Raw genomic sequence first — 25,460 nt, forward strand, 5'->3', positions numbered from 1 at the left:
GCGCCGCGCCACGCCGCCAACTGCCGCACACTTGATCAAAATCGCTTGCATTGTCCTGCACTTTGCGCGACAATGAAACGTAATGATAATGATTCTCATTAAAACACTAGCAACAATGCTTTCAAGCACTAGTGTCTGTTCATCCTCCAGCCAGAAGGTGTATCAATGATTGTATGTGTCTGCAACAACATATCTGATCGTGAAATCCGTCAAGCCGTCGATCTTGGCCTGTCCAGCATGGCCGAACTGCGCCGCGACCTGGGCGTGGCCACCTGCTGCGGCAAATGCCACACCTGCGCGCGGGAAGTGCTGAACGATCACCTGAACGCCACCGCGGTGCTGCAAGAAACCGTATTGATGCGAGCTGTACTGACAAACTAAAGAAAGCGATAACGCCATGACGATGATGCCCCCGCCCGTAACGGTGCAGGCCGTGCCGCAATTTGCCGACTTCGACAAGAAGCGCAACAAATTCGCGCCGCTGATGGCCATCGTCGTCCTGCATATCGCCGGCTTTTACGCCATCCAGAGCGGCCTGCTGAGCCGCGTGGTCACGGCGGCCATGCCGACCATCACCACCATCAGCATCATTGCCCCGCCGGCGCCGCCGAAACCGCCGGCGCCATCCGTACCGAAAACCGTGGAACTGAGTGCGCCCGTGCCGCGCGCCGTGATCCCGCCGCTGCCGCTGATCGCCGTGGCGCCTACCGAACCGACGATCACGCCGCCGCAGGCCACGCGCGCCGAAGCGGCGCCCGTGGCCACGGCCGCGCCGACAGCGCCAGCGGCCCCATCGCCCACACCGCCGGCCCCAGCGACGCCGCGCACCGTCAGCAGCGTCGAATACATCAAGGCGCCGCAACTGGTGTATCCGAACCTGTCGCGCCGCCTGGGCGAAAGCGGCACCGTGGTGCTGCGCATCCTGATCAATGAAAAGGGCTTGCCGGAGCAAATCCTGATCCACAAATCGACCGGCTACGGCAACCTCGATGAAGCGGGCCGCCAGGCCGCGCAACGCGCGCTGTTCAAGCCGATGATCGAAAACGGCAAACCCGTCCCCGTCTACGTTTTAGTACCGCTGACCTTCCAGCTGAGCTAGCCTTCGGCGGCCACCGCGCCGCTGCCAGCCCGCAAGCACCGCACCGTGTGCCCTGCTGGCTTTTTTGCGCCCTGTTTTCTGTACCAGTCAAGCAACTGCTTGTTTCAGTCTGCCAGCCTACATCCCCGGGCCAGGCAGACTTTTTTTTGCCTGCGCATTTGCGCGACTGCGCCGCGAAGCGCACAGGGCAAGGCGCGACGGCGAAGACAGTACGAATGTACGGCGAGCCTAAGCAACGCCGCCATGCGCGTTTCGCGTTACATCTCCGCCCACATGCGCAGCAGATTATGATAATGCCCCGTCAGTCCCACGGTCGCCGGCGAATCGCCGTGTTCTGCGCGCACGCTCTGGATGTTTTGATCGAGCTCAAACAGCATGCTGCGCTTCCAGTCCTCGCGCACCATGCTTTGCGTCCACAGGAAGGAGCAGATGCGCTCGCCGCTGGTGACAGGCAGCACCTGATGCACGCTGCTCGACGGATACACGATCACGTCGCCGGCCGGCAGCTTCACTTCATGCGTGCCGTACGCATCGACCACCACCAGCTCGCCGCCCTCGTATTCGTCCGGTTCGCTCAAAAACACGGTCGATGAGACGTCGGCGCGCATCGACTGCATGCCGTTTTTCGGCGTGCGGATGGCGCCGTCGATGTGCAGGCCGTAGTGCTCGCCGCCCGCATAGCTGTTGAAGAAGGGCGGCAGGATGCGCAGCGGCAACACGGCGGCAAAGAACAGCGGGTTGGCCATCAGTGCGCGGCTGACGATCTCGCCCAGCTCCAGCGCCAGCGGCGAACCTTCGGCCAGCTGGCGGTTGCGCTTGACTTGCGCCCCTTGCGCGCCCACGCTGGCGCGCCCGTCGATCCAGTCCGTCTGCGCCAGTCGCTGGCGAAACTGCGTCACCTGTTCCGGCGTCAGCACGCCGGGTATATGCAGCATCATCTTGCTATCCTCTCAGTAAAAATCGCTGCCCGATTATCGCACCGCCACTGCCCGGCCAGAATAGCCAAAGGCAAGAATGGCGCAAACATTTCCAGCGTTTCCATGCCGCCGCGCAGGCGCGCCGGCCGCACACAAACAGCGCCATGAACGCGAATGAGAATGGCCTTCATTTTCCTTAACAAATAAAAAACGGGAAAGTGGCGAGATCCACTTGAGAATGGGTTTTATTCGCACGATTTTTACGTTAAAAAGACGGAAAAATGCCGTTTACCACCCGAAATCGCCAACATTTTGCGCTATCATGCGGGCATAGCGAAACCGGCAATATGCGCGCCACCAGGCAGCCTTTGCGCCACCCGGCCGTGGACGCCAACAGCTTCCGGTTTCATCATCGAACACAGAACAAAGGAAATCCCATGAAGGGCGATAAAGAAGTCATCCGCTTGCTCAACGCACAGCTCACCAACGAACTGTCCGCCATCAACCAGTATTTCCTGCATGCCCGCATGTACAAGCACTGGGGCCTGGAAAAGCTGGGCAAGAAGGAATACGAAGAATCGATCGGCGAAATGAAACACGCCGACAAGCTGATCGACCGCATCCTGATGCTCGACGGCCTGCCTAACCTGCAAGCGCTGCACAAGCTGCTGATCGGCGAGAACACGCCGGAAATGCTGGCTTGCGACCTGAAACTGGAACGCGCCGCGCACGCCACCGTCAAGGAGGGCATCGCCACCTGCGAAAAAGCGGGCGACTACGTCTCGCGCGACCTGTTCCTGATGATCCTGGAAGACACGGAAGAGCATATCGACTGGCTGGAAACGCAGATCGACCTGATCGACAAGGTCGGCATCCAGAACTATCTGCAGAGCCAGATGGCGATTGAGGAGTGATGACACCTGATAAAACCTGCTGCGCGTCGGCATCGGCGGCCCGCGATGCTCACCGCACTGGAGTACGGTTGCGCTTCTCGGCCACCTCTTCCTTCCGCTCGCTACGGTTTTATCAGGCGTTGCAACCTTGGTGGTGAAATAAAAAAACCGGCAACAGCCGGTTTTTTTTCGTCCGCGCCTTACTGCGGCACGGTGTCCTTGAACGATGGCCGCTCGGAGAGCTTGTCGAACAGGCGCGCCAGCGCGGGGTGATCCGCGCGCCAGTCGATTTCCGGGAAGCGGAAGCTGAGCCAGCCCAGGGTACAGCCCACGGCCACGTCGGCCAGGGTATAGCTCTTGCCGGCGCAATAGGCGCTCTCGCCCAGGCGCGCTTCCAGCGCAGCCAGGCCCAGCGTGACTTTTTCCAGCTGGCGCGCGATCCAGGCCGCGCTCTGCTGCTCGGGCGGACGCTGCGTGCGCTCCAGGCGCACCAGCACGCCCGCGTCGAGGATGCCGTCGGCCAGCGCTTCCCAGTTCTTGATGTCGGCCCGCTCGCGGCCATTGCCGCCGGCCGGCAGCAGCTTGCACACGGGCGTGAGCGTGTCGAGATATTCGACGATAACTCTCGAATCGATGAGCGCGCTGCCATCTTCCATCACCAGGCAAGGCACCTTGCCCAGCGGGTTGGCCTGGGCGATGCGGGTTTCCGGCACCCACACGTTTTCCAGCTCGAATACATAGTCGAGCTTTTTTTCCGCCAGCACGATACGGGCTTTGCGGACATACGGGCTGGCGAGGGAGCCGATCAGTTTCATAGGTACTTTAAGGTAAGGAGCAGCGCTCAGTATAGCATCGGCGGCCGCCGCCTTTTGGCAGCGCGCGCCCGGCGCACCGCCCAGTGTGGCAGGCATGCCGCATCGGGGCCGGATTCGGCCAGATTGCGGTGCACCGGCGCCCGACGGACGGCTGGCGAGCCCCCAGCGGTGGTAAAATCGCCCTTTACTGTGGCGCCGTCAGTGTTGCTGTATTTCAATAGCCCTGCCCTCCCCGCGCGCCACGCGCCAACCGTTTCTTTAACTTGCGTCCGCTCTCATGACTTCTACTACTCCGTATTCCACGCTGTCGGCCCTGTCTCCGCTCGATGGCCGCTACGCCAGCAAGACCGATCTGCTGCGCCCGATCCTGTCCGAAGCCGGTTTCATGCACCACCGCGTGAAAGTGGAAATCTCCTGGCTGCAAGCGCTGTCGCAAGCCGGTTTCGCCGAAATCAAGCCGTTTTCGGCAGAAGCGAGCGCCCTGCTCGACAAGATGGCGGCCGACTTCTCGGAAGCCGACGCGGCCCGCATCAAGGCCATCGAAGCGGTCACCAACCATGACGTCAAGGCCGTCGAGTACTGGCTGAAGGAACAAGTGGCGGACGTGCCGGAACTGGTGGCGGCGTCGGAATTCATCCATTTCGCCTGCACCTCGGAAGACATCAACAACACTTCGCACGGCATGATGCTCAAGGCCGCGCGCGATGGCGTGATGCTGCCGGCCCTGCAAGGCTTGGTGACCAGGCTGACGCAGATCGCGCACGACAACGCCGACGTGCCGATGCTGTCGCGCACGCACGGCCAGACGGCCAGCCCGACCACCCTGGGCAAGGAATTCGCCAACGTCGTGGCCCGCCTGCAGCGCGCCGTAAAACGCATCGAGCAAGTGGAAATCCTCGGCAAGATGAATGGCGCCGTCGGCAACTACAACGCCCACCTGTCGGCCTACCCCGGCTTCGACTGGCCCGCATTCTCGCAAGCCGTCATCGAACAGCGCCTGGGCCTGGTCTTCAACCCGTACACCATCCAGATCGAGCCGCACGACTACATGGCCGAGCTGTTCGACGCCTTCGCGCGCGCCAACACGATCCTGCTGGACCTGAACCGCGACATCTGGACGTATGTCTCGCTGGGCTACTTCAAGCAAAAGCTGAAAGCGGGCGAAATCGGTTCCTCGACCATGCCGCACAAGGTCAACCCGATCGACTTCGAAAACTCGGAAGGCAACCTGGGCCTGGCCAATGCCGTCCTGAAACATTTGTCGGAAAAACTGCCCGTCTCGCGCATGCAGCGCGATTTGACCGATTCGACCGTGCTGCGCAACATCGGCGTGGGCCTCGGCTACACCTTGCTGGCCTATGACAGCTGCCTGCGCGGCCTGAACAAGCTGGAAGTGAACCATGCACGCCTGGCGCAAGACCTGGACGCCACCTGGGAAGTGCTGGCCGAGCCCGTACAAACCGTGATGCGCCGCTATGGCATCGAAAACCCGTACGAGCAGCTGAAGGAATTGACGCGTGGCAAGGGCATCTCAAAGGAAGCGCTGCAGGAATTCGTCAACGGCCTGGCCATCCCGCAGGACGCCAAGGATGTCTTGCTGACGATGACGCCAGGTAACTACATCGGCATCGCGGCGCAGCTGGCCAAGGCCATCTAAGCCCTTACCACACGGGGATCATCCGATCCCGCTCCGCGGGGCGGCCGGCATACAAATGCTGCCTGCCCCGCGGTTTTTCACGCAATCTTTCTTGTAGAATCTCCAGCACGCAGCGCAATTTGCTTTTCTTTGGTATATTAGGCCGAATTAGTCCTAATACGTACTACATTCCAGAAAGCCGCCGATGCAACGCTACACCACCACCGCCATCATCCTGCACTGGCTGACCGCCCTGCTGATCATCAGCGCCTTCGTCATGGGCCTGGTCATGACGGATATTCCCGGCCTGACGCCCACCAAGCTCAAATATTTCTCCTGGCACAAATGGCTGGGCGTGACCGTGCTGGCCATCGCCGCCATCCGCTTGCTGTGGCGCAAGGCCAACGTGCCGCCGCCGCACCCGGCCAGCATGGTTGCCTGGCAAAAGAAAGCGGCCGACGCCATGCATGTGCTGCTGTACATCCTGATCTTCGCCGTCCCCATCTCCGGCTACCTGTACACGCTGGCCGCGGGCGTGCCGGTGGTCTACCTGGGCCTGTTCCAGCTGCCTGTCATCATGGCGCCGAACCCGGAACTTAAGCCGCTCCTAAAAGAAATTCATTATGTTCTGAACATGACGCTGGCCGCCGCCGTGGCCGCCCATGTGCTGGCGGCGCTGAAGCACCAGTTCATCGACCGTGACGGCGTGCTTAAGCGCATGCTGCCCTAAGAACGTCGAACCAAACCTACTGCGCGTCGCGATTTGCGGCCTGCGATGCTCACTGTGCTAAAAGCACAGTTCCGCTTCTCGGACCAACGGGGGCGCCGAGCCGCACTTCCGCTCGCTACGGTTTTGTCCGGCGTTCCAAGTCCGTCTCAATCTGCTTTGCTCACTGAAACACAGGAAAAAACAAGATGAAAACCACCCAACGCATCGTCCTCGCTTCCCTGCTGGGCCTGTCCGTGGCCGCCACCGCCGCCACCCTGCTGAAAGTCGATCCCGCCAAGACCAGCGTGTCGGCCGTGTTCAAGCAAATGAACGTGCCCGTGGAAGCGAAATTCAAGAAATTCAATATCGCCATCGATTACAACCCGGCCGCGCCGGACGCCTCGAAGGCGTCGGTGGACATCGAGACGGCCAGCATCGATATCGGCGATCCGGAATACAACAAGGAAGTGGCCAAGAAAGAATGGTTCAATTCGGCCCAGTTTCCGAAAGCCACCTTTGTTTCGAGCAGCATCAAGGCCGCCGGCGCCGGCAAGCTGACGGTCAGCGGCAAGCTGAGCATCAAGGGCAAGACCACGGACGTGACCTTCCCCCTAACGGTGAAGGCCGATGGCGGCAAATACGCGTTTGACGGCGCCCTGCCGATCAAGCGCCTGACCTACAACATCGGCGAAGGCGAGTGGAAAGACACGAGCATGGTTGCCGACGAGGTCACGATTAAGTTTCATGTTTCTGCTCAGTAATCGCCACACCCCTTGTTCAACCTTAGGATATTCATGACATTCAAGCATTTGATGATCGCCGTGCTGGCAGCCGCCGGCGCGGGTTCGGCCATGGCCGCTACCGACACCTACAACCTCGACCCGACGCACACCTTCCCCAGCTTTGAAGCCGATCACATGGGCATGTCCGTGTGGCGTGGCAAGTTCAACAAGACCAAGGGCACCGTGACCCTGGACCGCGCCGCCAAGAGCGGCAGCCTGGACCTGGTCATCGATGCCGATTCGATCGATTTCGGCCTGGACGCCATGAATACGCACGCGAAAAAAGCGGATATGTTCAACGTCGAGAAATTTCCGCAAATCAGCTACAAGAGCAAGTCGTTCAAGTTCAACGGCGAGCAGCTGGTGGAAGTCGATGGTGAGCTGACCCTGCTGGGCGTGACCAAGCCCGTCAAGCTGAACGTGAGCAAGTTCAAGTGCATCATGCACCCGCGCTACAAGCGTGAAGTGTGCGGCGCCGATGCCAGCGCGGAATTCAAGCGCAGCGACTTTGGCCTGAACTACGGCATGCCGGCGTTCTCGCCGGAAGTCAAGCTGGCCATCCAGGTCGAAGCGATCAAGGCCGACTAAACACGACCTTGCCGCACGACAAGCCCGCCTCGCTGCCCGCAGCCAGGCGGGCTTTTGCATGCGCGACGCGAATCCGCTGGACTTTTCTATCGTGCGGCATCAGTATCGATTTGCCATGATGTTTTTCTGACATGGCACAACCACTCATTCATCGCGCGGAGGATTACATGAATTTCATTATCTGGATCGTTATTGGCGGCGTCATCGGCTGGCTGGCCAGCATGGTCATGAAAACCGATGCGCAACAAGGCATCTTCCTCAATATCGTCGTCGGCATCGTCGGCGCCTTCCTGGGCGGCTGGCTGCTGGCGCCCCTGTTCGGCACGGGCACCATCAATAGCGACAATTTCAGCCTGTCTTCGCTGCTGGTCTCGTTCCTGGGCGCCGTGATCCTGCTGGGCATCGTGAATCTTTTGCGCCGCGGCAAAATACGCTAGGCAGGAAAAAAGCAGCGCCGAGCAAGTGGCCGGGCCGCGCAAGCGCCCGGCCATATTTTATTGCCGGTAGGATAATTGTATGGACAATACCACAGCCGCCGCACGGAAAAATGCGCCTTGGCAGCCGGTTGCAGCCCCTGCATTAGCGAAAATATTACCTTTCAAGCAAGCGCGCGCGAACATGCTGTCCGGAAAATGTGATTGACTAGTGCGAGTTCGATACGGATACTCTATGTCGCCCGCTGCTCAATCAGCGGGTACTCCGCTGATTCCGACTTCCCTACAATGTAAAAGAACAGAACTCGAATGAAAAAATCTCTCATCGCGCTCGCCATCCTGAGCAACTTCGCACACGCCGACGAAGGCATGTGGATGCCCCAACAGCTGCCACAAGTAGCCAAGGAACTGAAAGCGGCCGGACTGAAACTCGATCCGACCACCCTGACCAAACTGACCGAGTTCCCGATGGGCGCCATCGTCAGCCTGGGCGGCTGCTCGGCCTCGTTTGTTTCGCCGCAAGGCCTGGTTGCCACCAATCACCATTGCGTCTACAACAGCGTGGCGGTCAATTCGACCAAGGAGCGCGATTTGCTGGCCAACGGTTTCCTGGCCAAAACGTTCGCTGAAGAACTGCCGGCCGCCCCAGGCAGCCGCATCTTCGTCACCTCGGCCGTGACCAATGTCAGCGACAAGATCATCACCGCCGACGTGGCCAAGCTGCAAGGCAAGGCACGCATCGACGCGATCGAGAAAAACCAGAAGAAACTGGTCGCCGAGTGCGAAAAAGAAGCCGGTTTCCGCTGCACCGTGTCGAGCTACTACGGCGGCCTGGAGTTCTACCTGATCAAGCAACTGGAAATCCGCGACGTGCGCCTGGTACACGCGCCTCCGGCCGGCGTGGGCAAGTTCGGCGGCGACACCGACAACTGGATGTGGCCGCGCCACACGGGCGACTACGGTTTCTACCGCGCCTATGTCAGCCGCGACGGCAAAGCTGCCGACTTCAGCAAGGACAACGTGCCATACCAGCCAAAACACGTGCTGAAACTGGCCAAGGATGGCTTGAAGGAAGGCGATTTCGTCATGGCGCTGGGTTACCCTGGCCGCACCAACCGTCACCGCCTGCCGTCGGAAGTGGCGTTTACGTTTGACTGGAACTACCCGGCCTTCGTGAAAGCGTCGGGTGAAACCCTGGCCATCATCGCGCGCGAAACCAAGGACAACAAGGATGTAGCCCTGAAATACGCGGGTCAGGTCGCCGGCGTGAACAATTACTACAAGAACCGCCAAGGCATGCTCGATTCCTACGCCGGCAGCGACTTCCTGGCGCGCAAGACGGCCCAACACGAAGCCCTGAAAACCTGGGTCAACGCCACGCCGGCACGCAAGGCGGAATTTGCCGGCGACATCGAGCAAGTGGAAAAGCTGATCGCCGAGCGCGATGCCGACACCAAGCGCGATTTCTTCCTCAGCTACGCCCAGCCACGCCTGCTGAGCACGGCACGCAGCCTGTACCGCCTGTCCAACGAAGGCACCAAGGCCGATACGGAACGCAAGTCCGGCTACCAGACGCGCGACTTGCCACGCCTGGAAGCGGGCATCACCTCGGTCGAGCGCACCTACGATGAAAAAGTCGACAAGGCGCTGGTACTGAACAGCCTGACCAAGTACGCCGCGCAACCGGCAGCACAACGCCGCGCCAGCTTCGACGCCGCCATCGGCATCAAGGATGGCATGTCGCAGGCCGAGCTGGCCGCCGCCCTGGACAAACTGTATGCCGGCAGCAAGCTGGGCGACAAGGCCGAGCGCGCTGCATGGCTGAAACGCACGCCAGCCGAGTTCCAGGCCAGCAAAGACAGCTTCATCCAGGCCGCCGTCGCCATGTACCCGGATTCGCTGAAAAACGAAGCGGAAGACGAAGAACTGGCAGGCAAGATCCAGCAAGCCTACGCCAACTACATGAAAGCAAAAATCGCCTTCATGAAGAGCAAGGGCCAAGCCGTCTACCCTGACGCCAACAGCACCCTGCGCGTAACGTTCGGCAAAGTTGCCGGCCGTGACCATGGCGCCGACGGCACCACCTGGACCGCCTTCACCACCGTCAATGGCGTCGCCGCCAAGGCCACCGGCCAGGGCGAGTTCAATGCGCCGGCGAATCAGCTGGCTGCGATCAAGGCCAAGGACTTCGGCAAGTTCGTCGATCCTAAGCTGAAAACCGTGCCGGTCGACTACCTGGCCACCCTGGACATCACCGGCGGCAACTCCGGTTCGGCTGCCCTGAATTCGAAAGGTGAATTCATCGGCCTGGCCTTCGACGGCACGCTGGACTCGATCATTTCCGATTGGGACTACAACAAGGCCAACACCCGTTCGATCCAGGTCGACCTGCGCTACATGCTGTGGAACATGAAACACATCGACCACGCAGACAACCTGCTGAAAGAAATGGGCGCTGAATAACAAGAAGCAATAACCCGGCAACGGGCGCTTTAGCCTGAGCCACTCCTGCGGGAGTGGCTTTTTTTCGCCTGGCGTTTTACTTTGGCAAAGCGGTAGGGCGCGGCTTGCTCCTCGCCAAACACCTGTGCGCGGCTTTTTCCCAGCGGCAGCATCACCCTCCGGCCATCCTGCAGCAGCAGGGCCAGGTCGGCGCCGGGAAAGCGCTGCGCCAGCAAGGGATAAGCGTGGCGTTCGATGCGCGCGGCGGGAATCACGATGCGGTAATCGCCATCGCCAAAGTCGAGCAGCAGGGCAGGAAGCCCATCCGGCCCCGGCAGCGCCGTGACGCGCAAACGCGTGCTGCCCTTGATCAACTCGAAGGCCTCCCACACAGGCAAGGTGCGCGCCAGCTTGCCCGCCTGCAGACGGGGCGCCTGACGGGCACTTCCGGAAATCAACACCACATCGGCCATTTCATCAGCTTGCGCTCCGTCAACGGCCAGCAGCCAGTCCCGGTAGCGTATCAGCGCGCCCTGCGCGGCGGCCGTGACGGAGCCGCCCTGCGCCACGGGCTCCTTGCCAGCCGGCAAGCGCAGCGGCGCCGCCTGCGCCGCCAGGCATATACTCCACACCAGCGCCGCCAGCGCCACCTTACCCATACCGCCTCCCTTGCGCGTGAAACGTATTCATAACACAAGTCTGGCGCCCGCCTGCTGCGGCACATCAAGGCCAGGGCGCCGGTGCTACAATTGGCCCCTAGCGGGCGTACTTACCCAGTGCGCCTTCCCCCTCCCAGACTCAGACCGCTATGCCACCAGACTTGCGCACGACCTACGAACTCGGTAACCACAACCAGACCACGACCTGGCTGGAATGCATTACTTTCTATAAAGATCTCGCCGCACGCTACCCGCAGGTGCTGCACTTCGAACAGATCGGCCTGTCCGACTCGGGCGTGCCCATCCACGCTGGCGTCGTCAGCGCGGATGGCGTGTTCGACCGCGAGCAAATCAAGCGCGCAGGGCGCACCGTATTTTTCAACAATAACGGCATCCATCCGGGCGAACCGGAAGGCATCGACGCCTGCATGGCCATCGTGCGCGACCTCTGCACGCAGCCCGAGCGCCTGGCGGCGCTGGGCAGCACCGTGCTGCTGTTCATTCCGATCTACAACGTCGATGGCAGCCTGAACCGCGCCAATACCTCGCGCGTGAACCAGGATGGTCCGGAGCAATTCGGCTTCCGCGGCAACAGCCGCCACCTGGACCTGAACCGCGATTTCGTCAAGTGCGACAGCCTGAACGCGCAAGTGTTCAACCGCCTGCTGGCCAGCTGGGACCCGGACGTGATGGTCGACACCCACACGTCGAACGGCGCCGACTATCCGTACACGATGACCCTGATCCACACGCAGACGGATAAGCTGGGCAATGGCCTCGGTCCCTTCCTGCAAGACACCATGCTGCCGCACATCTTTGCGCAGATGGAACAGGCCGGCTGGCCCACCTGCCCGTACGTGAATCCCGTCAAGGACAGCCCGGACCACGGCATCGCCGAATTCCTCGAAGTCCCCCGTTTCTCGACCGGTTTTGCGGCCCTGCATCATGTCATCGGTTTCATGCCGGAAACGCACATGTTGAAACCGTTTGCCGACCGCTACGCGTCCATGCGCGCCCTGCTCGACATCACGATGGCGTTTACAGTCAAACACGGCGAACAGATCAGGCAACTGCGCGCGCAGGCCAAGACGGCCGGACGCACGCAAGCCGAGTGGCCCATCCACTGGGCCATGAACGAAGAACAACCGTCGACCTTCCCCTTCAAGGGCTATGCGGCGCAATACACGCCGAGCATCCTGGGCGACTACCAGCGCCTGTCGTATGACCGCTCGCAGCCGTGGGAACGCGATATCAAGTATTACAACCGCTTTGATGCGGATGTCACCGTCACCGCGCCGAAAGCCTATGTGGTGCCGCAAGCCTGGCGCGAAGTCATCGAACGCTTGCGCTGGAACGGCGTCGAAATGACCCGCATCACCGCCGAACAGACCTTAACGGCACGCTACTACCATATCAAGAACGTCGGCACGCGGGCCACGGCCTACGAAGGCCACATGTTCCACGACACGGTCGATGTGGAAGCGCGCACGGGCCAGTTCACGCTGCAGGCGGGCGATTATGTGGTCAGCCTGGACCAGGACAAGGCGCGCTACGCCGTGGAAACGCTGGAACCGCAGGCCCACGACAGCTTCTTCCGCTGGGGCTTCTTCAACAGCGTGCTGGAGAAGAAGGAAGCGTTCTCCGATTACGTCTTTGAAGACATGGCGTCCGAGCTGCTGCGCGATGAACCTGCACTGGCGGCCAAGTTTTCCGACTGGAAGGCAGCGAATCCTGCCTTGCTGAGCAACCAGGAAGCCGTGCTCGACTTCATTTTTGAGCACTGCCAGCGCTTTGCCGAGCCCGAGTGGCGGAGATATCCTGTCATTGCCCTGATGTAAATCAAGGCTGTAGCGACTGCAACATCCTGGCGCCGCATCGGAGACCCCGGTGCGGCGCCTCTTTCTGTGCCCTGCCCACAAGGTAATCCCATGCACTACGCACTGAACCTGCGCACCTTTATTTACAGCCATTATTTTTACCTGGGCTTGCGCGTGGCCATCGGCCTGGTGGGCCTGGCCTTGCTGGTCCAGGAAGTCAGCGACAGCACCACCGCCATGACGGTGTGCATCGGCGCCCTGTGCACGACCCTGATGGACATGCCCAGCCCGCTGCGCCACAAGCTCAACGAAATGCTGGCTTCCGTGCTGCTGTGCAGCGCCGTCACGTTATTGATCAGCCTGTGCGGTCCCGTGCAGTGGCTGTTGATGACGGTACTCGTCCTCGTCAGTTTTCTCGCCAGCATGATGGTGGTGTACGGCAAGAAATCCATGCCCTTGCAGCTGGCCGCCCTGTTCATCATGACCATGTCGATGGAACACCAGATGACGTGGCAGCAATCGTTCCACCACGCGGGCCTGTTCATGCTGGGCGGCTTGATCTATCTGGCCTACGCCATGGCCATCGCCTGGGTCTTGCGCCACCGCATCAAGCAGCAAGTGCTGGCCGAAGCCCTGTTCGAACTGGCCGCCTACATCGACATCAAGGCCGATTTCTACGACACGCGCTTCAATTTGACGGAGCAGTTCAACAAGCTGGTGCGCCACCAGAGCATCCTGGCCGACCGCCAGCAAGCATCGCGCGACTTGATTTTGCGCAGCCACAAGAACAGCAAGGATGCCATCGTCGTGCAAGTGCATGTGTGCATGCTCGATTTATATGAACTGATCCTGTCCACGCACACGGATTACGCGCTGCTGCGCCAGCACCTGGCCGACTCCGACGTACTCAACTCCCTGCACGACCTGGCCTGCAAGGCGGCGCGCGACATCGAATCCGTGGCGTATGCCGTCACGCGCAAGCGCGCCTCGTATGCGCAGATCAGCTACGACAAGGAATGGGCCGACATCGAAGCGGAAATCGCCCGCCTGCAGGCGCAAGGCGACACCGCACAGGAAGCGCTGGCCACCCTGCGCGCGCAACGCAACAAGATCCGTGCCATCTTAAAAATGATCACGGAGTTACACCTGGCCACGCAAAAAGTCTACGACAACGTGCCGTTCTGGAGCGGCGCGGACATGGCGCCCTTCCTGTCGCAGCAGAAATACGAACTGAAGACCCTGCTGTCTAACCTGCGTCTGGAATCGCCCGTCTTCCGCTTCGCGCTGCGCGTATCGATGGCCATCTCGGTGGGATTGCTGATCGGCCACTGGCTGCCGTATGCGGCCCACAGCTACTGGATCGTCCTGACTATCGTCATCATCCTGCGCCCCACGTTCAGCATGACGCGCCAGCGCCGTGCCGACCGCATCATCGGCACCATCATCGGCTGCGTGATCACGGCCATCGTGATCCGCTTCGTGCACAGCAATATCGTGCTGATGGCCATTTTGTTCCTCTCCATCGTGGCCACGCCCACCTTCATTTATCTGCGCTACCGCTACACGGCCATCGCCGTGAGCCTGATGATACTGTTGCAGATGCATCTGGTGGCGCCCAGCAACCCGAACCTCGTCAGCGAGCGCCTGATCGACACCCTGATCGGCGCGGCGGTGGCCACCGTGTTCAGCTTTGTGCTGGCCAATTGGGAATACCAGAGCTTGCCGCGGCTGGTGCGCCAGGTGCTCAACGTCAACCTGTCGTACATGCAGGCCAGCTTCGAGTTGCTGCAGGGGAAATGCTTCCATGATTTTGCCTACCGCATCGAACGCAAGCGCCTGATGGACAGCCTGGCCGCGCTCAGCTCGGCGCTGGTGCGCATGCTCGATGAACCGGCCAGCAAGCAGCGGGCCGTGGAAGACATCAATCTGTTCATCGTACAAAATTACCTGCTGGTGGCCCACGTGGCGGCGCTGCGCTCCATCCTGGGGCGCCATGCCAGCCAGCTGCCCGTCGCGCCCGTCAATGCCTTGCTCAGCCACAGCCACACGCAAGTGTGTTTGACACTGTCGCGTGCGCTTGACCAGCTCGACGACAAGGCGGCCATCAGCGCGCCCCTGCCCACGCCGCCGGCGCCGCCCGTCAGCGACGTGGCCTGGTCGGGCTGGCCGCTGGTGCAGCGCCGCATCCGATTGTTGCAGGCAGATGCCGACAAGATCGTGGTGCATAGCGCGGCGATCGTGCATATCGTGTCGCCACGCTAAACACCAGCGATTTATTTCAGATAACGTTCAAACCAGCCAATGGTGCGCTTCTGCAAGTCGCGCTGGTGCTCGGGCTTGCGGAAGGAATGGCCTTCGCCGTCGTAAATGAACAGGCTGGACGGCACGCCCATGGCGCGCAAGCCGTGCCAGAATTCCAGCGACTGGGCGGCCGGCGTTTCCACGTCGCGCTCGCCCACATAGATCAGGGTCGGCGTCTTCGCCGCCTTGATCGATTCAATGGGCGAGGCACGGCGGTAGACGTCCGGATTGTCATACGCGGAGGCGCCGAAGAAGGGAATCATCCACTGGTTGATGCCGTTCTGGCCGTAATAACTGATCCAGTTCGACACGCCCGCGCCCGCCACGGCCGCCTTGAAACGGTCGCTGTGCGTGACGCCCCACATGGTCATGAAGCCGCCATACGAATGGCCGATCAGGCCCAGGCGCTGGCCGTCGATGGGCGCCACTTTTTGCGCGGCATCGATGCCGGTGAGAATGTCGCGCCAGTCGCCGCCGCCAAAGTCGGCCATGTTGGCGCGCGTAAATGCCTGGCCCTGGCCAAAGCTGCCGCGCGGATTGGGCAGGAAGACGAAATAGCCTTTTTGCGTCAATTCGTGGATCAGGGTGCTCGCCGCCACGTAACGGGGCGAGGCGGCAGCGCCGGGCCCGCCATGCACGTTGACGACCATCGGATAGCGCTTGCCGGCCTCCGTCTTCAACGGCCCCAGCAGCCAGCCTTGCACCTTGTATTGCTCGTTGTTCCAGCCCACGTTCTGCACCGTCAGCTGGGGCATGGAGCCGTCATTGTCGCGCGTTATTTTCTTGAGCTGGCGCAAAGGTCCGGCCACCAAATAGCTGGCGTGCGCAAAATCTTCCTGCGCGGCCGCTGCCTGCCTGCCATCGGCGCTGAACGACAGGCGGCCATCGCTGCCACTGCTGCTCAGTTCACCAAGCAGCACGGGCTGGGCAGGGCCGCTCTGCGCGTCGACAGGCACCAGCGCCAGCTGCGAGTCGATCAGGGCCGTTGCCAGCAAGCCGGCGCCGCGCCAGACGACGCCATTGAAGGTGCCGCGGTAGTCTGGCGTGAGATTGCGCGGCATGCCGCCGGCCAGCGGCACGGTATAAATATCGCCGCCGATGGAGCCGAAATCGCTCATCAGGCCGCCGATGAAGGCCACCGTCTTGCCATCCGGCGAGACGGACGGCAGGTTCAGCTGCATGGCCGGCGCGGCGATCACGCGCAGGGCGCCCGTGTTCCCGTCAATATGGCTGAGCTTGGCAACCCACCAGTTGCTGTCGCCATTGCCTTGCGCGCTGGTGGCAACAAAGCCGCGGCCATCGGGCGTCCAGTTGTATTCATACACATAGGTGTCGGCGGGCGACAGCAAACGCGGCTCGCCCCCACTGGCAGGCACGACGGCGATGCGCTGGGCATCATCATCGCTGCCCACTTCGCCCACCTGCCTCGCGCCCGCCTCGACGGCGCCGGCCAGCTTGCGCGCCCCCACCGTGGCCAACAGGCCCAGTTGCAGGCCATCGGGCGACCAGCGCGCCGTGCTGGCCACGCCTTTGATACTGGTCAACACGCGCGCCTGCGCCTGTGTCATTGTGGCCAGGTACAGATGCGCCATGCCCGCCTTGGCGTCGTAGCCGATAAAGGCCAGCTGCCTGCCATCGGGCGACCAGCTGGGCTTGTCGTAGGAACACGCGGCGCACGGGTCGAACTGCTGCACGATGGCGCCGTTGGCGGCGTCACGCACGACGATGGCAGCATGCGGACGCTGCGGCTGCTCACCGGCCTTGCTCGATTCGATGGCGGCAATGCGCTGGCCATTGGCCGACAGGGCCACGGCGCGGTAATCGCGCAAGGCCAGGTCGCCGGCGGGCGCGGCCTGCGCCGCGGCACCCAGAAGACTGCTTGCCAGCAAGCCGCAAGCGGCCAGATCAGTTATTTTCATCATGTAAATTCCGGTTAGAAATAAAAAAAACCGCCGGCAAGCGCGGCGGTTTTGGATGGAACAGACTGCATCAGCGGGCCTTCTTGCCCAGGTGTGAATGGCGCATGCTGTACAGGAAGTAAATGGCCACCGTCACCGCCATCCACACGCTGAACACGACAAACGTCGTATGCGGCAAGTCGCGCATGATGTACAGGCAGGCAAACACGCTCAGGCCCGGTATCACGTAGGGGCCGAACGGCACGCTGAAGCCTTCGATGCGGTTCGCGCCCTGCTTGTGGCGCAGCACGGGCACGGCGATCGACACCACCATGAAGGCTGTCAGGGTGCCGATGCTGACCATGTCCCACAAGTAAGTCGCATCGACGGAACCGGCCACCACGGCCACCACCAGGCAGACCATGATGGTATTGCTGACAGGCACCAGGGTGCGCGGATGAATCTTCTGGAACGATTTCGGGATCAGGCCGTCGCGGCTGACGGCGAACAGGATGCGCGTCTGGCCATAGATCGTTACCAGGGTTACGCTGAAGACGGAAATGACGGCGCCGGCCGACAGCACCAGCGCGGGCCAGGTCTTGCCCGTGACGTTTTGCAGGATCACCGCCAGGCCCGCTTCCTGGCCTTCAAACAGTTTCGCCTGTTGCGCGCCCAGGGCGGCCACGGCCACCAGCAGATAAAACACGGTGACGATCAGCAAGGCGCCAAGGATGCCGCGCGGCACATTGCGCGTGGGATTTTTCACTTCGTCGCCGGCCGTCGCCACCGTATCGAGGCCGATGAAGGAGAAGAACACGGTGCCGGCCGCGGCCGTGACGCCCGTCATGCCGGCAAAGCCCTTGCTGTTGTCGCTATTGAAGAAAGGGAAGAAATTGTCGGCGTTGAAACCGGAAAACGCGATGACGATGAAAAACACGAGGATCGCCAGCTTGATCAGGACCATGATGGCGTTCATCAGGGCCGATTCCTTAGCGCCGCGCAACAGCAAGAAGCCGCACATGCAGATCAGGAAGATGGGCGGCAAGTTGATGTGGCCGGCGTGAAACTCCATGCCATGCGGGCCGGAAACGATCATCGGCGTGCGCAGCATTTCCGGAATATGCCAGCCGAAGGCGTTTTCCAGGAAATTGTTCAGGTAGGACGACCAGCCGATGGCCACGGCACTGCCGGCCAGCCCGTATTCGAGCAGCAGACAGGCCGCCATGATGAAAGCAAGAAACTCGCCCACGGTGGCGTAGGCAAACGAATACGAAGAGCCGGAGGCCGGTATGCGGAACGACAATTCCGCATAGCACAAGGCTGTCAGGCCGGCCGTAATGGCGGCGATCAGGAAGGACAGGATGACCGATGGGCCCGCCTTGGGCACGGCTTCGACCATGGTAAAGAAGATGCCCGTGCCGATGGTGGCGCCGACGCCGATCATGGTGAGGGAAAACAGGCCGATGGAGCGGCTCAAGCCGCTGCTGCTGAGGCCTTCACCATACTCGACCGTGGTATCGATCGGCTTGGTGCGGCAGAGTTTCTGGACCAGGGTTTGGCTCACTAGACATCCTTTATGAGGCATACGTATTTTCGTACGACGAGTAAAAACAAATAGCGCTCCGGCCTTGAGTAACCCCCAATAAATTCTTGTGTTTTCTAGCTTCCATAAGTGGCGCGCTGCTGCGTTACCCATCGCTAGCAGTGCTCGCACTGCGTCGCGCCGGGCGCCTTGCATCACATCCACTTCTGTTTGCTATAAATTCACAATAATTTCCTGGCGATTACTTACCTGGCAAAAAACCGGAAAGATCGCGTCCATTTTCAAAACTAAGCGATTATAGGGCTTTCACCGGCTCAGCTAAACAGAACTTTGATGCAAGGAAACAACGCCAGGCATGCGCCGGCAAAGCCGCAACAGTGCTGGCACGGACGAAGTTGCCTCTATGAAAGAAAAAGCGCGCCCCTGCAGGGGCAGGGGCGCGCTTTTGATTCAGCTCAACGACGCTGGTTTACTTCTTGACGTGTGGCGCATCGGCCGCTGGCCAGCCCGCTTCGTAGCCTTGCGGCACGTCGTCGCGCTTGTCCTTTGGCGCCAGGCCCAGCACGTAGTACAGCACCGTCAACAGGATCAGCCAGGCTGGGCCGACCATCAGGGCGATGCGCGTATCGGGGAAATACGCCATCAGGCCGATGACCAGGGCCAGGAAGGCCAGCGAAATCCAAGAACCATACGGCGCGAACGGCATGCGGAAGGCCAGGTTCTTGATTTCCAGCGGCGTCAAGGTCTTGCGGAACTGGATCTGCGTGACCAGGATCACGCCCCAGGTCCAGACTGCGCCGAAGGTCGAGATCGAGGTGACCCAGATAAACACTTTTTCCGGCACCATGTAATTCAGCAGCACGCCCAGCAGCAGCGCCACGACGGACACGAGGATGGCGCGGCGCGGCACGCCGCTGGCCGTCGTTTCCGCAAACGCCTTCGGCGCCTGGCCTTGCAGCGCCAGGTTGTACAGCATGCGGCCCGTGCTGAAGATGCCGCCATTGCACGACGACAAGGCCGCCGTCAGCACGACGAAGTTGATGATGCCGGCGGCCGTCTTGATGCCCAGGCGTTCGAACGTCATCACGAAGGGGCTGCCGGTGGTGCCGATTTCATTCCATGGATAGATCGACAGGATGACGAACAGCGCGCCGACATAGAAAATCAGGATGCGCCAGAACACGGAATTGATGGCGTCGGGAATCGATTTCTTCGGGTTCGCCGCTTCGCCGGCCGTCAGGCCGATCATTTCCACGCCCAGATAGGCAAACATCACCATCTGCAAGGACATCAGCACGCCCTGCGCGCCATTCGGGAAGAAACCGCCATGCGTCCACAGGTTCGAGATGCCGACGGCCACGCCGCCATTGCCGAGACCGAAGATGATCATGCCCGTGCCGCCGACGATCATCAGGATGATGGTCACCACCTTGATCAGGGCAAACCAGAATTCGAACTCGCCATACGCTTTCACGGCCAGCAGGTTAATGGCGCCCATGGAACCGAGGGCTGCCAGGGCCCAGATCCAGCGCGGCACGTCGGGGAACCAGATGCCCATGTAGATGGCAACGGCGGTAATTTCCGCCACGCATGTGACCAGCCACAGGAACCAGTAGTTCCAGCCCGTCAGATAGCCTTGCAGGGGTCCCAGGTAATCCTGGGCATAGCGGCTGAAGGAACCGGCCACGGGGTTATGCACGGCCATTTCGCCCAGCGCGCGCATGATCATGAAGATGACGGCGCCACCGATGATGTACGACAGCATGATGCCAGGACCGGCCATCTTGATGGCGTTGCCGGAACCCAGAAACAGGCCCACGCCAATCGCGGCGCCCAGCGCCATCAGGCGGATCTGCCGCTCGCCCAGGCCGCGGTGCAAGCCTTGTTCACTTGTTTTCATTACTCGTCTCCGTATTTTTAGATAGCCGCACGCTCCCGCCCCCCCTGTGGCGGTTCCGCTCTTGCAGGGGAGGATCATGCGGCTGGCCGGCTAGTGATTGCCGGCGCGTATTGCAGCTAAGGGGGTGTTAAGCAGCCAATTCAGCGATCAGCTCGATCTCGACGCAAGCGCCCAGCGGGATCTGCGCCACGCCGAAGGCGGAGCGGGCGTGCTTGCCGCTGTCGCCGAAGACTTCAACGAACAATTCCGAGGCGCCATTGGTGACCAGGTGCTGTTCCGTGAATTCGGCGGTGGAGTTGACCAGGCTCATGACCTTGACGATGCGTTTGACTTTGCTCAAGTCGCCGCCGCACGCGTCCTGCAGGGTGGCGATCAGTTCGATGGCGATGCCGCGCGCGGCGATCTTGCCTTCTTCCGTGGTGACGTTCTTGCCCAGTTGGCCGACCCATACCTTGCCATCCTTCTTGGCCAGGTGGCCGGACAGGAAGACGGTGTTGCCGGTGCGGGCATGCATTACATAGGCGGCAGCTGGCGCTGCAACAACTGGCAGTTCAATGTTGAGGGCTTTGAGTTTTTCGTAAAACGACATGCTATTTCTCCAAGAAAACAATATAAGCGAAACCAAAATTCATGCGCAGCAGGGCACGGAAGGTGACGCCCTGGCAGCGCGGTAGTGACCGACAACAGTGCCAGATTAAACGTCATCATATTGGTGAACCAGCAGTTTTAGTTCACAAATAGGCCCGGTTATTCAGTGGATTATACCGACAATCGAACAAAATTCAGCATCGTTTCATGAAGCATGCTCTACAGGCATCGAGCGTGATCCTTTTCACTTGATTGTCTTTTATACAAAGTCAAGCCCTCCGGGTCAAGGTTCAGGCCATCCAGAAATGCCTGGTCATGCGATACCACAAGTAACGCACCGAGGTATTGCAGCAGCATCTGTTCCAGCGCCTGCAGGCTGGCCAGGTCCAGATGATTGTCGGGTTCGTCGAGCAGCAGCAGTTGCGGCGGCACCTGCGCGTACAGTTCGGCCGCCAGCGCCACCTTCATGCGCTCGCCGCCGCTGAGCAGGTGGCTGGGCATGGTGGCGCGCGCGCCGGCGATGCCCAGCAGCGCCAGACGCGTGCGCAAGGCCCCTTCCGCCAGCGTACTGTTGCGTTTTTGCACGCGCTGCACAGCACTCAGCTCGCCTTCACGCGCGGCCGCATGCTGGTCCAGCCAGACCACCCGCGCGGGACACAGCACCTCGCCGCCGGCTGGCGCCAGTTGCCCGGCGATCACGCGCAGCAGCGTCGACTTGCCGCTGCCATTGTCGCCCGTCACGGCCAGGCGGCGCGGGCCGCTGAGCACCAGGTCCAGGGGCTGCGCCTGGCCATGCGGCAAGACCAGGGCGCGCAGCTCAAGGATCAGTTTTCCGTTGGGCACCTGGCTGTCCGGCGCCAGCAGCAGGCGCTCCGTCTCGGGCGCGCAGCGGGCGCTCGCTTCCAGCACCCGTTGCTGGCGCGCCAGCTGCGCTTCCTGCGCGCGCACGCGCAGCTTGCCCTGGCTATCCTGGCTCTTCTCCTTTTTCGCGTCCAGCAGAAGCTTGCTCTGATTGCCTTCGCGCCCTTCCCTCTCGCCGCGTCCGACTCTGCGCTGCTGGCGCTCGGCCTGCTGCTGCGCTTCGCGCTGCTCGCGTCGGGCACCTGCCTTTTCCGCCTGCAGGGCGGCAGCAAAACCGGCTTGCTCGAGCGCGCGCTGCTGCGCATAAAACAGGTAGTTGCCGCCATAGCTGCACAAGCCCTGCGGCGACAGCTCGACGATTGCATCGACGTGCTGCAGCAAGCCGCGGTCATGGCTGATCAGCAACAAGCCGCCCGGCCAGCGCGCCATCTGCGCCACCAGGCGGGCGCGTTGATGCGCATCAAGGTGGTTGCTCGGTTCATCGAGCACCAGCCAGTCCGCCTGCGACAGCCAGGCGCCCTGCAGGGCGATGCGCTGGCGTTCGCCGCCGCTCAGGCTGGCCGTTGGCGTGCCGGCATCGACATGACGCAAATCGAGCGCATCGAGCGCCTGGCGCAGGCGGGCGTGGGCATCCCAGCGTTCGCCCACCAGGGCGTAGTCGGCCTCGTCGACGCTGCCTTCAGCGATGCGCGCCAGCGCGGCCAGCAAGTCGTCCATGCCGGCAAGCGCCGCCACGCTGGGATAGCGGTCCGGATCGAGCTCCTGCGCCACGTAATGCACGCTGCCGTCGCAGCGCACGGCGCCAGAAGACGGCTGCGCCCGGCCTGCCAGCAGGCGCGCGAGCACACTCTTGCCCACGCCGTTATCGCCGACGAGGCCGATACGTTGCGGGGCAAAAGAAAATTGCAAATCGGAAAACAGGGCGCGGCCATCGGGCAGCACCAAGGAAAGACGGTCGAGTTGCAGTAATGCGGGCATGGATACTCCTTGAGCAAGGCTGGCGAACCCGCGCGGCGCAACGGTGCGCTGGCGGGAAGGGCAAGGCCGTGCACAGCACGGCAGTATCAATGGCGCATGTCGAAGCGTCCTGGAGAAATGGATGAAGAAGCGTCAGTGTAGCAGAGCAGACCTGTCAGCGCTGGCCCAGCGTCGTATCGCCGAACAGGCTCTTGAACTCACGCGGCTGCGAGCGCCAGTACTGCGGTGGCGCCTGCACTTGCGCGCCCAGCTGCGCCGCAGCGTGCCACGGCCAGCGCGGATCGAACAGGATGGCGCGCGCCAGCGCCACCATGTCGGACTGGCCCTGCGCGATGATGTCTTCGGCCTGCTGCGCTTCCGTGATCAAGCCGACGCTGATGGTGGGCAAGCCGCTGTCGCGCTTGATACGCTCGGCAAACGCCACCTGGTAGCCGGGTCCCACGGGAATCTGCTGCTGCGGAGAGATTCCGCCGCTGGAGACGTGGATGAAATCGGTGCCCAGCTGCTTGAGCTCCTGCGCAAAGCGCACGCTTTGTTCGATTTCCCAGCCGCCCTCGACCCAGTCGGTGGCGGAAAGGCGCACGCCCACCGCCACGCTGGCGGGCACGGCGGCGCGCACGGCTTCATACACTTCCAGCGGAAAGCGCATGCGGTTGTCCAGGCTGCCGCCGTACGCATCGCTGCGCTGGTTGGCAAGCGGCGAGAGGAACTGGTGCAGCAGATAGCCGTGCGCCGCATGCAGTTCGATGCCGTCGATGCCCAGTGCATGCACGCGCTGGGCAGCGGCGACAAACGCGCCCTTGATTTGCAACAACCCCATCTCGTCGAGCGCGAGCGGCACGGTTTCGCCCGGTGCATGGGCGATGGCCGATGGCGCCACCGTTTGCCAGCCGCCATCGGCCAGGCGCACGCAGGCGCCGCCCTGCCAGGGCGCGCGGCTCGACGCCTTGCGTCCCGCATGGCCCAGCTGCACCACCAGCGGAATAGCCGCGTGGCGGCGGATCGCCTGCACCACCTTGGCCAGCGCCGTTTGATTCGCGTCCGACCACAGGCCCAGATCGTCGGCCGAGATGCGCCCCTCGGGCGAGACGGCCGTCGCTTCCGTCATCAGCAGGCCCGCGCCGGACAGCGCCAGGTGTCCCAGATGGATCATGTGCCAGTCGGTGGCGTTGCCGTTGTCGGCCGAGTACTGGCACATGGGCGCGATGGCGATGCGGTTGGCCACCCGCAAGGGGCCCAGCGCAAACGGCGTAAATAACTGGCTCATGGCGCACTCCGGAAAAGGGGAAGCACCGATTCTACTGCGCTTTGGCGATCGGAGCCTTACACCTGCTTACGTTTGATACAGCGCAAGGGCTAGCCTTGGGCAGGCGCGGCCGCTAATCTGGACACATCAACAACACCAGTAATACCACCCCAGGAGAACACATGAACACGACGACTACCGCCAGCCGCATCCACCCCTTGATGGCAGGCGCCGCCATTTCCGTGACGGTCCTGTGCCTGGTCGGCGCGGCGTCCATCGCCGGCATCCTGCCCAATTCGCGGGCGAATGTAGCCGCCGTGCCGGCCGACGTGGCGGCGTTGACGCCGGCGGGCGCGACAGCCCTGGCGGCGCCCGTGGCGGCCCCGGTGGCCGCTCCCGTGGTGGCGCAAGCGGCGCCAGCGCCAGCGCCGGCCCCCGTCGTGCACAAGCGCGTCGTGCACCACACGCAAGTGGCGCAGGCGCGTCCCGCCTATAATGACGATGGCTACCGCGACACGGCCTACCGCGAACCGGCACGCCAGCCGCAGCCGGTGCCTGCACCGGCGCCGTCACAGCCGAACTACGTGGGCATCGGCACGGGCGCCGTCATCGGCGGCTTGATCGGCAACCAGGTCGGCGGCGGCCGCGGCAAGGCGCTGGCGACGGTGGCCGGCGTGATCGGCGGCGGCATGCTGGGCAATGCGGTGCAGAACCAGGTTCAGCAGCAGCCGCAGCAATAACCCGTCTCAGTCGTACGGGCCAAGATAGTCGAGCTTGCCCACGGCCACGCCATTGTTGCGCAGGATGGCGTGGACCATGGAAACGTGGAAATAGAAGTTTGGCAAGGCAAAGCTGAGCAAGTAATCGTCGCCCGAGAATTTTGTCCCCTCGTCCGTCCAGTTCAGCACGATTTCCTTCTGTGCGCTGCCTGCCATCTGGCCCGCATTGACGCTGTCGATATAGGCGATGGTGTTGGCAATACGCTCCTGTAACTGCTCGAACGAGGCTTCGTTATCCTCGAACTTCGGCGCCGGCACGCCGCTCAGGCGCTCGACCGACATTTTCGAGGTATCGCTGACGCGCTGCACCTGCGCCGTCAAGTCCAGCATGTCGGGCGCCAGCTGCGCGCCCAGTAAAATCTCGGGCACGATGCCGTCTTCCTCCACATGGGCTTGCGCTTTTTCCAGCAGGGCCGAGACGACCCGCAAGCCGCGGATGAAGACGGGAATGGTTGCCTGGTACATGGACACGGACATGGCGGACTCCTGATAGTGAACGATGAGCCAGTGTACCCGAGGCGCTGTCTTCCGGCAGCGTGCTTATGTGCCACTCCTGTGCGCCAGCGCACGGAGCG

24 protein-coding genes are annotated in these 25,460 nt (G+C 61.9%); 13 read left to right on the plus strand and 11 right to left on the minus strand.

Translation table 11 applies throughout. The features are described 5' to 3' along the window. Nucleotides 1-165 precede the first annotated feature (165 nt). Together AC07VI_RS06185 and AC07VI_RS06190 are read left to right on the plus strand one after the other, a co-directional pair. Nucleotides 166-381 carry a (2Fe-2S)-binding protein gene (locus tag AC07VI_RS06185; protein WP_086144695.1) on the plus strand — a complete coding sequence of 72 codons (216 nt, stop codon included), beginning with the start codon at nucleotides 166-168 and terminating at the stop codon, nucleotides 379-381. Between the two features lie 16 nt (nucleotides 382-397). Beyond that, complete coding sequence (locus AC07VI_RS06190; protein ID WP_086144696.1) at nucleotides 398-1,099, plus strand: energy transducer TonB; 702 nt, start codon at nucleotides 398-400, stop codon at nucleotides 1,097-1,099. Between the two features lie 257 nt (nucleotides 1,100-1,356). On the opposite strand, the gene AC07VI_RS06195 is transcribed toward AC07VI_RS06190, so the two are convergent. After that, the gene (locus AC07VI_RS06195; RefSeq protein ID WP_086144697.1) at nucleotides 1,357-2,037 is read right to left on the minus strand and encodes a Fe2+-dependent dioxygenase; all 681 of its coding nucleotides are present in this window, start codon (nucleotides 2,035-2,037) and stop codon (nucleotides 1,357-1,359) included. Further along, entirely contained in the window at nucleotides 2,034-2,207 is a 174-nt protein-coding gene (locus AC07VI_RS06200) for a hypothetical protein (RefSeq protein WP_494808777.1), read from the minus strand. The genes AC07VI_RS06195 and AC07VI_RS06200 overlap by 4 nt, the downstream gene beginning before the upstream one ends. Before the next feature lie 246 nt (nucleotides 2,208-2,453). On the opposite strand from AC07VI_RS06200, the gene bfr reads away from it, so the two are divergent. After that, the gene (bfr, locus tag AC07VI_RS06205; RefSeq protein WP_086144698.1) at nucleotides 2,454-2,930 is read left to right on the plus strand and encodes a bacterioferritin; all 477 of its coding nucleotides are present in this window, start codon (nucleotides 2,454-2,456) and stop codon (nucleotides 2,928-2,930) included. A gap of 179 nt (nucleotides 2,931-3,109) precedes the next feature. Here bfr and AC07VI_RS06210 read toward each other — a convergent pair whose 3' ends face one another. Continuing rightward, nucleotides 3,110-3,724 (minus strand): glutathione S-transferase N-terminal domain-containing protein, encoded by a 615-nt coding sequence (locus tag AC07VI_RS06210; protein WP_086144699.1) that lies wholly within the window; start codon nucleotides 3,722-3,724, stop codon nucleotides 3,110-3,112. A gap of 277 nt (nucleotides 3,725-4,001) precedes the next feature. On the opposite strand from AC07VI_RS06210, the gene purB reads away from it, so the two are divergent. The 7 genes from purB to AC07VI_RS06245 all read left to right on the plus strand — a co-directional run bounded on the left by purB (nucleotide 4,002) and on the right by AC07VI_RS06245 (nucleotide 10,336). After that, nucleotides 4,002-5,381 (plus strand): adenylosuccinate lyase, encoded by a 1,380-nt coding sequence (gene purB, locus AC07VI_RS06215; RefSeq protein WP_086144700.1) that lies wholly within the window; start codon nucleotides 4,002-4,004, stop codon nucleotides 5,379-5,381. Nucleotides 5,382-5,565: 184 nt separating this feature from the next. Continuing rightward, nucleotides 5,566-6,090, plus strand: a complete 525-nt coding sequence (locus AC07VI_RS06220) for a cytochrome b (RefSeq protein ID WP_086144701.1) — start codon at nucleotides 5,566-5,568, stop codon at nucleotides 6,088-6,090. 185 nt (nucleotides 6,091-6,275) lie between these two features. Beyond that, a complete protein-coding gene (locus tag AC07VI_RS06225; RefSeq protein ID WP_086144702.1) occupies nucleotides 6,276-6,830 on the plus strand; it encodes a YceI family protein in 555 nt (184 codons plus the stop codon). Between the two features lie 33 nt (nucleotides 6,831-6,863). Continuing rightward, on the plus strand, nucleotides 6,864-7,439 hold the full coding sequence (locus AC07VI_RS06230) for a YceI family protein (protein WP_086144703.1): 576 nt from the start codon (nucleotides 6,864-6,866) through the stop codon (nucleotides 7,437-7,439). A 167-nt stretch (nucleotides 7,440-7,606) separates the two neighbouring features. Next, nucleotides 7,607-7,876 carry a GlsB/YeaQ/YmgE family stress response membrane protein gene (locus tag AC07VI_RS06235; RefSeq protein ID WP_071075198.1) on the plus strand — a complete coding sequence of 90 codons (270 nt, stop codon included), beginning with the start codon at nucleotides 7,607-7,609 and terminating at the stop codon, nucleotides 7,874-7,876. A gap of 79 nt (nucleotides 7,877-7,955) precedes the next feature. Next, nucleotides 7,956-8,081, plus strand: a complete 126-nt coding sequence (locus AC07VI_RS06240; protein WP_264296514.1) for a hypothetical protein — start codon at nucleotides 7,956-7,958, stop codon at nucleotides 8,079-8,081. Between the two features lie 101 nt (nucleotides 8,082-8,182). Further along, the gene (locus AC07VI_RS06245) at nucleotides 8,183-10,336 is read left to right on the plus strand and encodes a S46 family peptidase (protein WP_086144704.1); all 2,154 of its coding nucleotides are present in this window, start codon (nucleotides 8,183-8,185) and stop codon (nucleotides 10,334-10,336) included. A 29-nt stretch (nucleotides 10,337-10,365) separates the two neighbouring features. Here the strand turns inward: AC07VI_RS06245 and AC07VI_RS06250 are convergent, their stop codons facing one another. After that, nucleotides 10,366-10,974 (minus strand): hypothetical protein, encoded by a 609-nt coding sequence (locus AC07VI_RS06250; RefSeq protein WP_086144705.1) that lies wholly within the window; start codon nucleotides 10,972-10,974, stop codon nucleotides 10,366-10,368. Between the two features lie 149 nt (nucleotides 10,975-11,123). Between AC07VI_RS06250 and AC07VI_RS06255 the strand changes: the two genes are divergently transcribed. Both AC07VI_RS06255 and AC07VI_RS06260 read left to right on the plus strand, forming a co-directional pair. Next, a complete protein-coding gene (locus AC07VI_RS06255; RefSeq protein ID WP_492996171.1) occupies nucleotides 11,124-12,812 on the plus strand; it encodes a M14 family zinc carboxypeptidase in 1,689 nt (562 codons plus the stop codon). A gap of 90 nt (nucleotides 12,813-12,902) precedes the next feature. Further along, nucleotides 12,903-15,053, plus strand: a complete 2,151-nt coding sequence (locus AC07VI_RS06260; RefSeq protein WP_492996172.1) for an FUSC family protein — start codon at nucleotides 12,903-12,905, stop codon at nucleotides 15,051-15,053. Between the two features lie 11 nt (nucleotides 15,054-15,064). Here AC07VI_RS06260 and AC07VI_RS06265 read toward each other — a convergent pair whose 3' ends face one another. From AC07VI_RS06265 to AC07VI_RS06290, 6 genes are all read right to left on the minus strand, one after another. After that, entirely contained in the window at nucleotides 15,065-17,014 is a 1,950-nt protein-coding gene (locus tag AC07VI_RS06265) for a S9 family peptidase (protein WP_492996174.1), read from the minus strand. Between the two features lie 67 nt (nucleotides 17,015-17,081). Next, on the minus strand, nucleotides 17,082-18,554 hold the full coding sequence (locus AC07VI_RS06270; protein ID WP_086144708.1) for an amino acid permease: 1,473 nt from the start codon (nucleotides 18,552-18,554) through the stop codon (nucleotides 17,082-17,084). A gap of 448 nt (nucleotides 18,555-19,002) precedes the next feature. After that, nucleotides 19,003-20,433 (minus strand): amino acid permease, encoded by a 1,431-nt coding sequence (locus AC07VI_RS06275; protein ID WP_086144709.1) that lies wholly within the window; start codon nucleotides 20,431-20,433, stop codon nucleotides 19,003-19,005. Nucleotides 20,434-20,560: 127 nt separating this feature from the next. Beyond that, on the minus strand, nucleotides 20,561-21,022 hold the full coding sequence (locus AC07VI_RS06280; RefSeq protein ID WP_086144710.1) for a RidA family protein: 462 nt from the start codon (nucleotides 21,020-21,022) through the stop codon (nucleotides 20,561-20,563). Nucleotides 21,023-21,240: 218 nt separating this feature from the next. Next, nucleotides 21,241-22,860, minus strand: a complete 1,620-nt coding sequence (locus AC07VI_RS06285; RefSeq protein WP_172404687.1) for an ATP-binding cassette domain-containing protein — start codon at nucleotides 22,858-22,860, stop codon at nucleotides 21,241-21,243. 154 nt (nucleotides 22,861-23,014) lie between these two features. Then, nucleotides 23,015-24,127: an NADH:flavin oxidoreductase/NADH oxidase gene (locus AC07VI_RS06290; RefSeq protein WP_086144711.1), complete on the minus strand. Its 1,113-nt coding sequence runs from the start codon at nucleotides 24,125-24,127 to the stop codon at nucleotides 23,015-23,017. A gap of 161 nt (nucleotides 24,128-24,288) precedes the next feature. Between AC07VI_RS06290 and AC07VI_RS06295 the strand changes: the two genes are divergently transcribed. Then, the gene (locus AC07VI_RS06295) at nucleotides 24,289-24,846 is read left to right on the plus strand and encodes a glycine zipper 2TM domain-containing protein (protein ID WP_086144712.1); all 558 of its coding nucleotides are present in this window, start codon (nucleotides 24,289-24,291) and stop codon (nucleotides 24,844-24,846) included. Nucleotides 24,847-24,852: 6 nt separating this feature from the next. On the opposite strand, the gene AC07VI_RS06300 is transcribed toward AC07VI_RS06295, so the two are convergent. Next, nucleotides 24,853-25,362: a DUF1993 domain-containing protein gene (locus tag AC07VI_RS06300; RefSeq protein WP_086144713.1), complete on the minus strand. Its 510-nt coding sequence runs from the start codon at nucleotides 25,360-25,362 to the stop codon at nucleotides 24,853-24,855. Nucleotides 25,363-25,460: the final 98 nt, after the last annotated feature.

This window comes from Janthinobacterium sp. GW821-FHT03A03 (genome assembly GCF_059421435.1).

Bases quoted from the DNA above. Each gene is read 5' to 3' on its own strand.
- AC07VI_RS06190 (WP_086144696.1), top strand. From the start codon at position 398: ATGACGATGATGCCCCCGCCCGTAACGGTGCAGGCCGTGCCGCAATTT.
- AC07VI_RS06265 (WP_492996174.1), bottom strand. From the start codon at position 17,014: ATGATGAAAATAACTGATCTGGCCGCTTGCGGCTTGCTGGCAAGCAGT.
- AC07VI_RS06220 (WP_086144701.1), top strand. From the start codon at position 5,566: ATGCAACGCTACACCACCACCGCCATCATCCTGCACTGGCTGACCGCC.
- AC07VI_RS06225 (WP_086144702.1), top strand. From the start codon at position 6,276: ATGAAAACCACCCAACGCATCGTCCTCGCTTCCCTGCTGGGCCTGTCC.
- bfr (WP_086144698.1), top strand. From the start codon at position 2,454: ATGAAGGGCGATAAAGAAGTCATCCGCTTGCTCAACGCACAGCTCACC.
- AC07VI_RS06245 (WP_086144704.1), top strand. From the start codon at position 8,183: ATGAAAAAATCTCTCATCGCGCTCGCCATCCTGAGCAACTTCGCACAC.
- AC07VI_RS06295 (WP_086144712.1), top strand. From the start codon at position 24,289: ATGAACACGACGACTACCGCCAGCCGCATCCACCCCTTGATGGCAGGC.
- AC07VI_RS06235 (WP_071075198.1), top strand. From the start codon at position 7,607: ATGAATTTCATTATCTGGATCGTTATTGGCGGCGTCATCGGCTGGCTG.
- purB (WP_086144700.1), top strand. From the start codon at position 4,002: ATGACTTCTACTACTCCGTATTCCACGCTGTCGGCCCTGTCTCCGCTC.
- AC07VI_RS06185 (WP_086144695.1), top strand. From the start codon at position 166: ATGATTGTATGTGTCTGCAACAACATATCTGATCGTGAAATCCGTCAA.
- AC07VI_RS06300 (WP_086144713.1), bottom strand. From the start codon at position 25,362: ATGTCCGTGTCCATGTACCAGGCAACCATTCCCGTCTTCATCCGCGGC.
- AC07VI_RS06260 (WP_492996172.1), top strand. From the start codon at position 12,903: ATGCACTACGCACTGAACCTGCGCACCTTTATTTACAGCCATTATTTT.
- AC07VI_RS06250 (WP_086144705.1), bottom strand. From the start codon at position 10,974: ATGGGTAAGGTGGCGCTGGCGGCGCTGGTGTGGAGTATATGCCTGGCG.
- AC07VI_RS06255 (WP_492996171.1), top strand. From the start codon at position 11,124: ATGCCACCAGACTTGCGCACGACCTACGAACTCGGTAACCACAACCAG.
- AC07VI_RS06285 (WP_172404687.1), bottom strand. From the start codon at position 22,860: ATGCCCGCATTACTGCAACTCGACCGTCTTTCCTTGGTGCTGCCCGAT.
- AC07VI_RS06280 (WP_086144710.1), bottom strand. From the start codon at position 21,022: ATGTCGTTTTACGAAAAACTCAAAGCCCTCAACATTGAACTGCCAGTT.
- AC07VI_RS06275 (WP_086144709.1), bottom strand. From the start codon at position 20,433: ATGAAAACAAGTGAACAAGGCTTGCACCGCGGCCTGGGCGAGCGGCAG.
- AC07VI_RS06240 (WP_264296514.1), top strand. From the start codon at position 7,956: ATGGACAATACCACAGCCGCCGCACGGAAAAATGCGCCTTGGCAGCCG.
- AC07VI_RS06230 (WP_086144703.1), top strand. From the start codon at position 6,864: ATGACATTCAAGCATTTGATGATCGCCGTGCTGGCAGCCGCCGGCGCG.
- AC07VI_RS06195 (WP_086144697.1), bottom strand. From the start codon at position 2,037: ATGATGCTGCATATACCCGGCGTGCTGACGCCGGAACAGGTGACGCAG.
- AC07VI_RS06290 (WP_086144711.1), bottom strand. From the start codon at position 24,127: ATGAGCCAGTTATTTACGCCGTTTGCGCTGGGCCCCTTGCGGGTGGCC.
- AC07VI_RS06200 (WP_494808777.1), bottom strand. From the start codon at position 2,207: ATGAAGGCCATTCTCATTCGCGTTCATGGCGCTGTTTGTGTGCGGCCG.
- AC07VI_RS06210 (WP_086144699.1), bottom strand. From the start codon at position 3,724: ATGAAACTGATCGGCTCCCTCGCCAGCCCGTATGTCCGCAAAGCCCGT.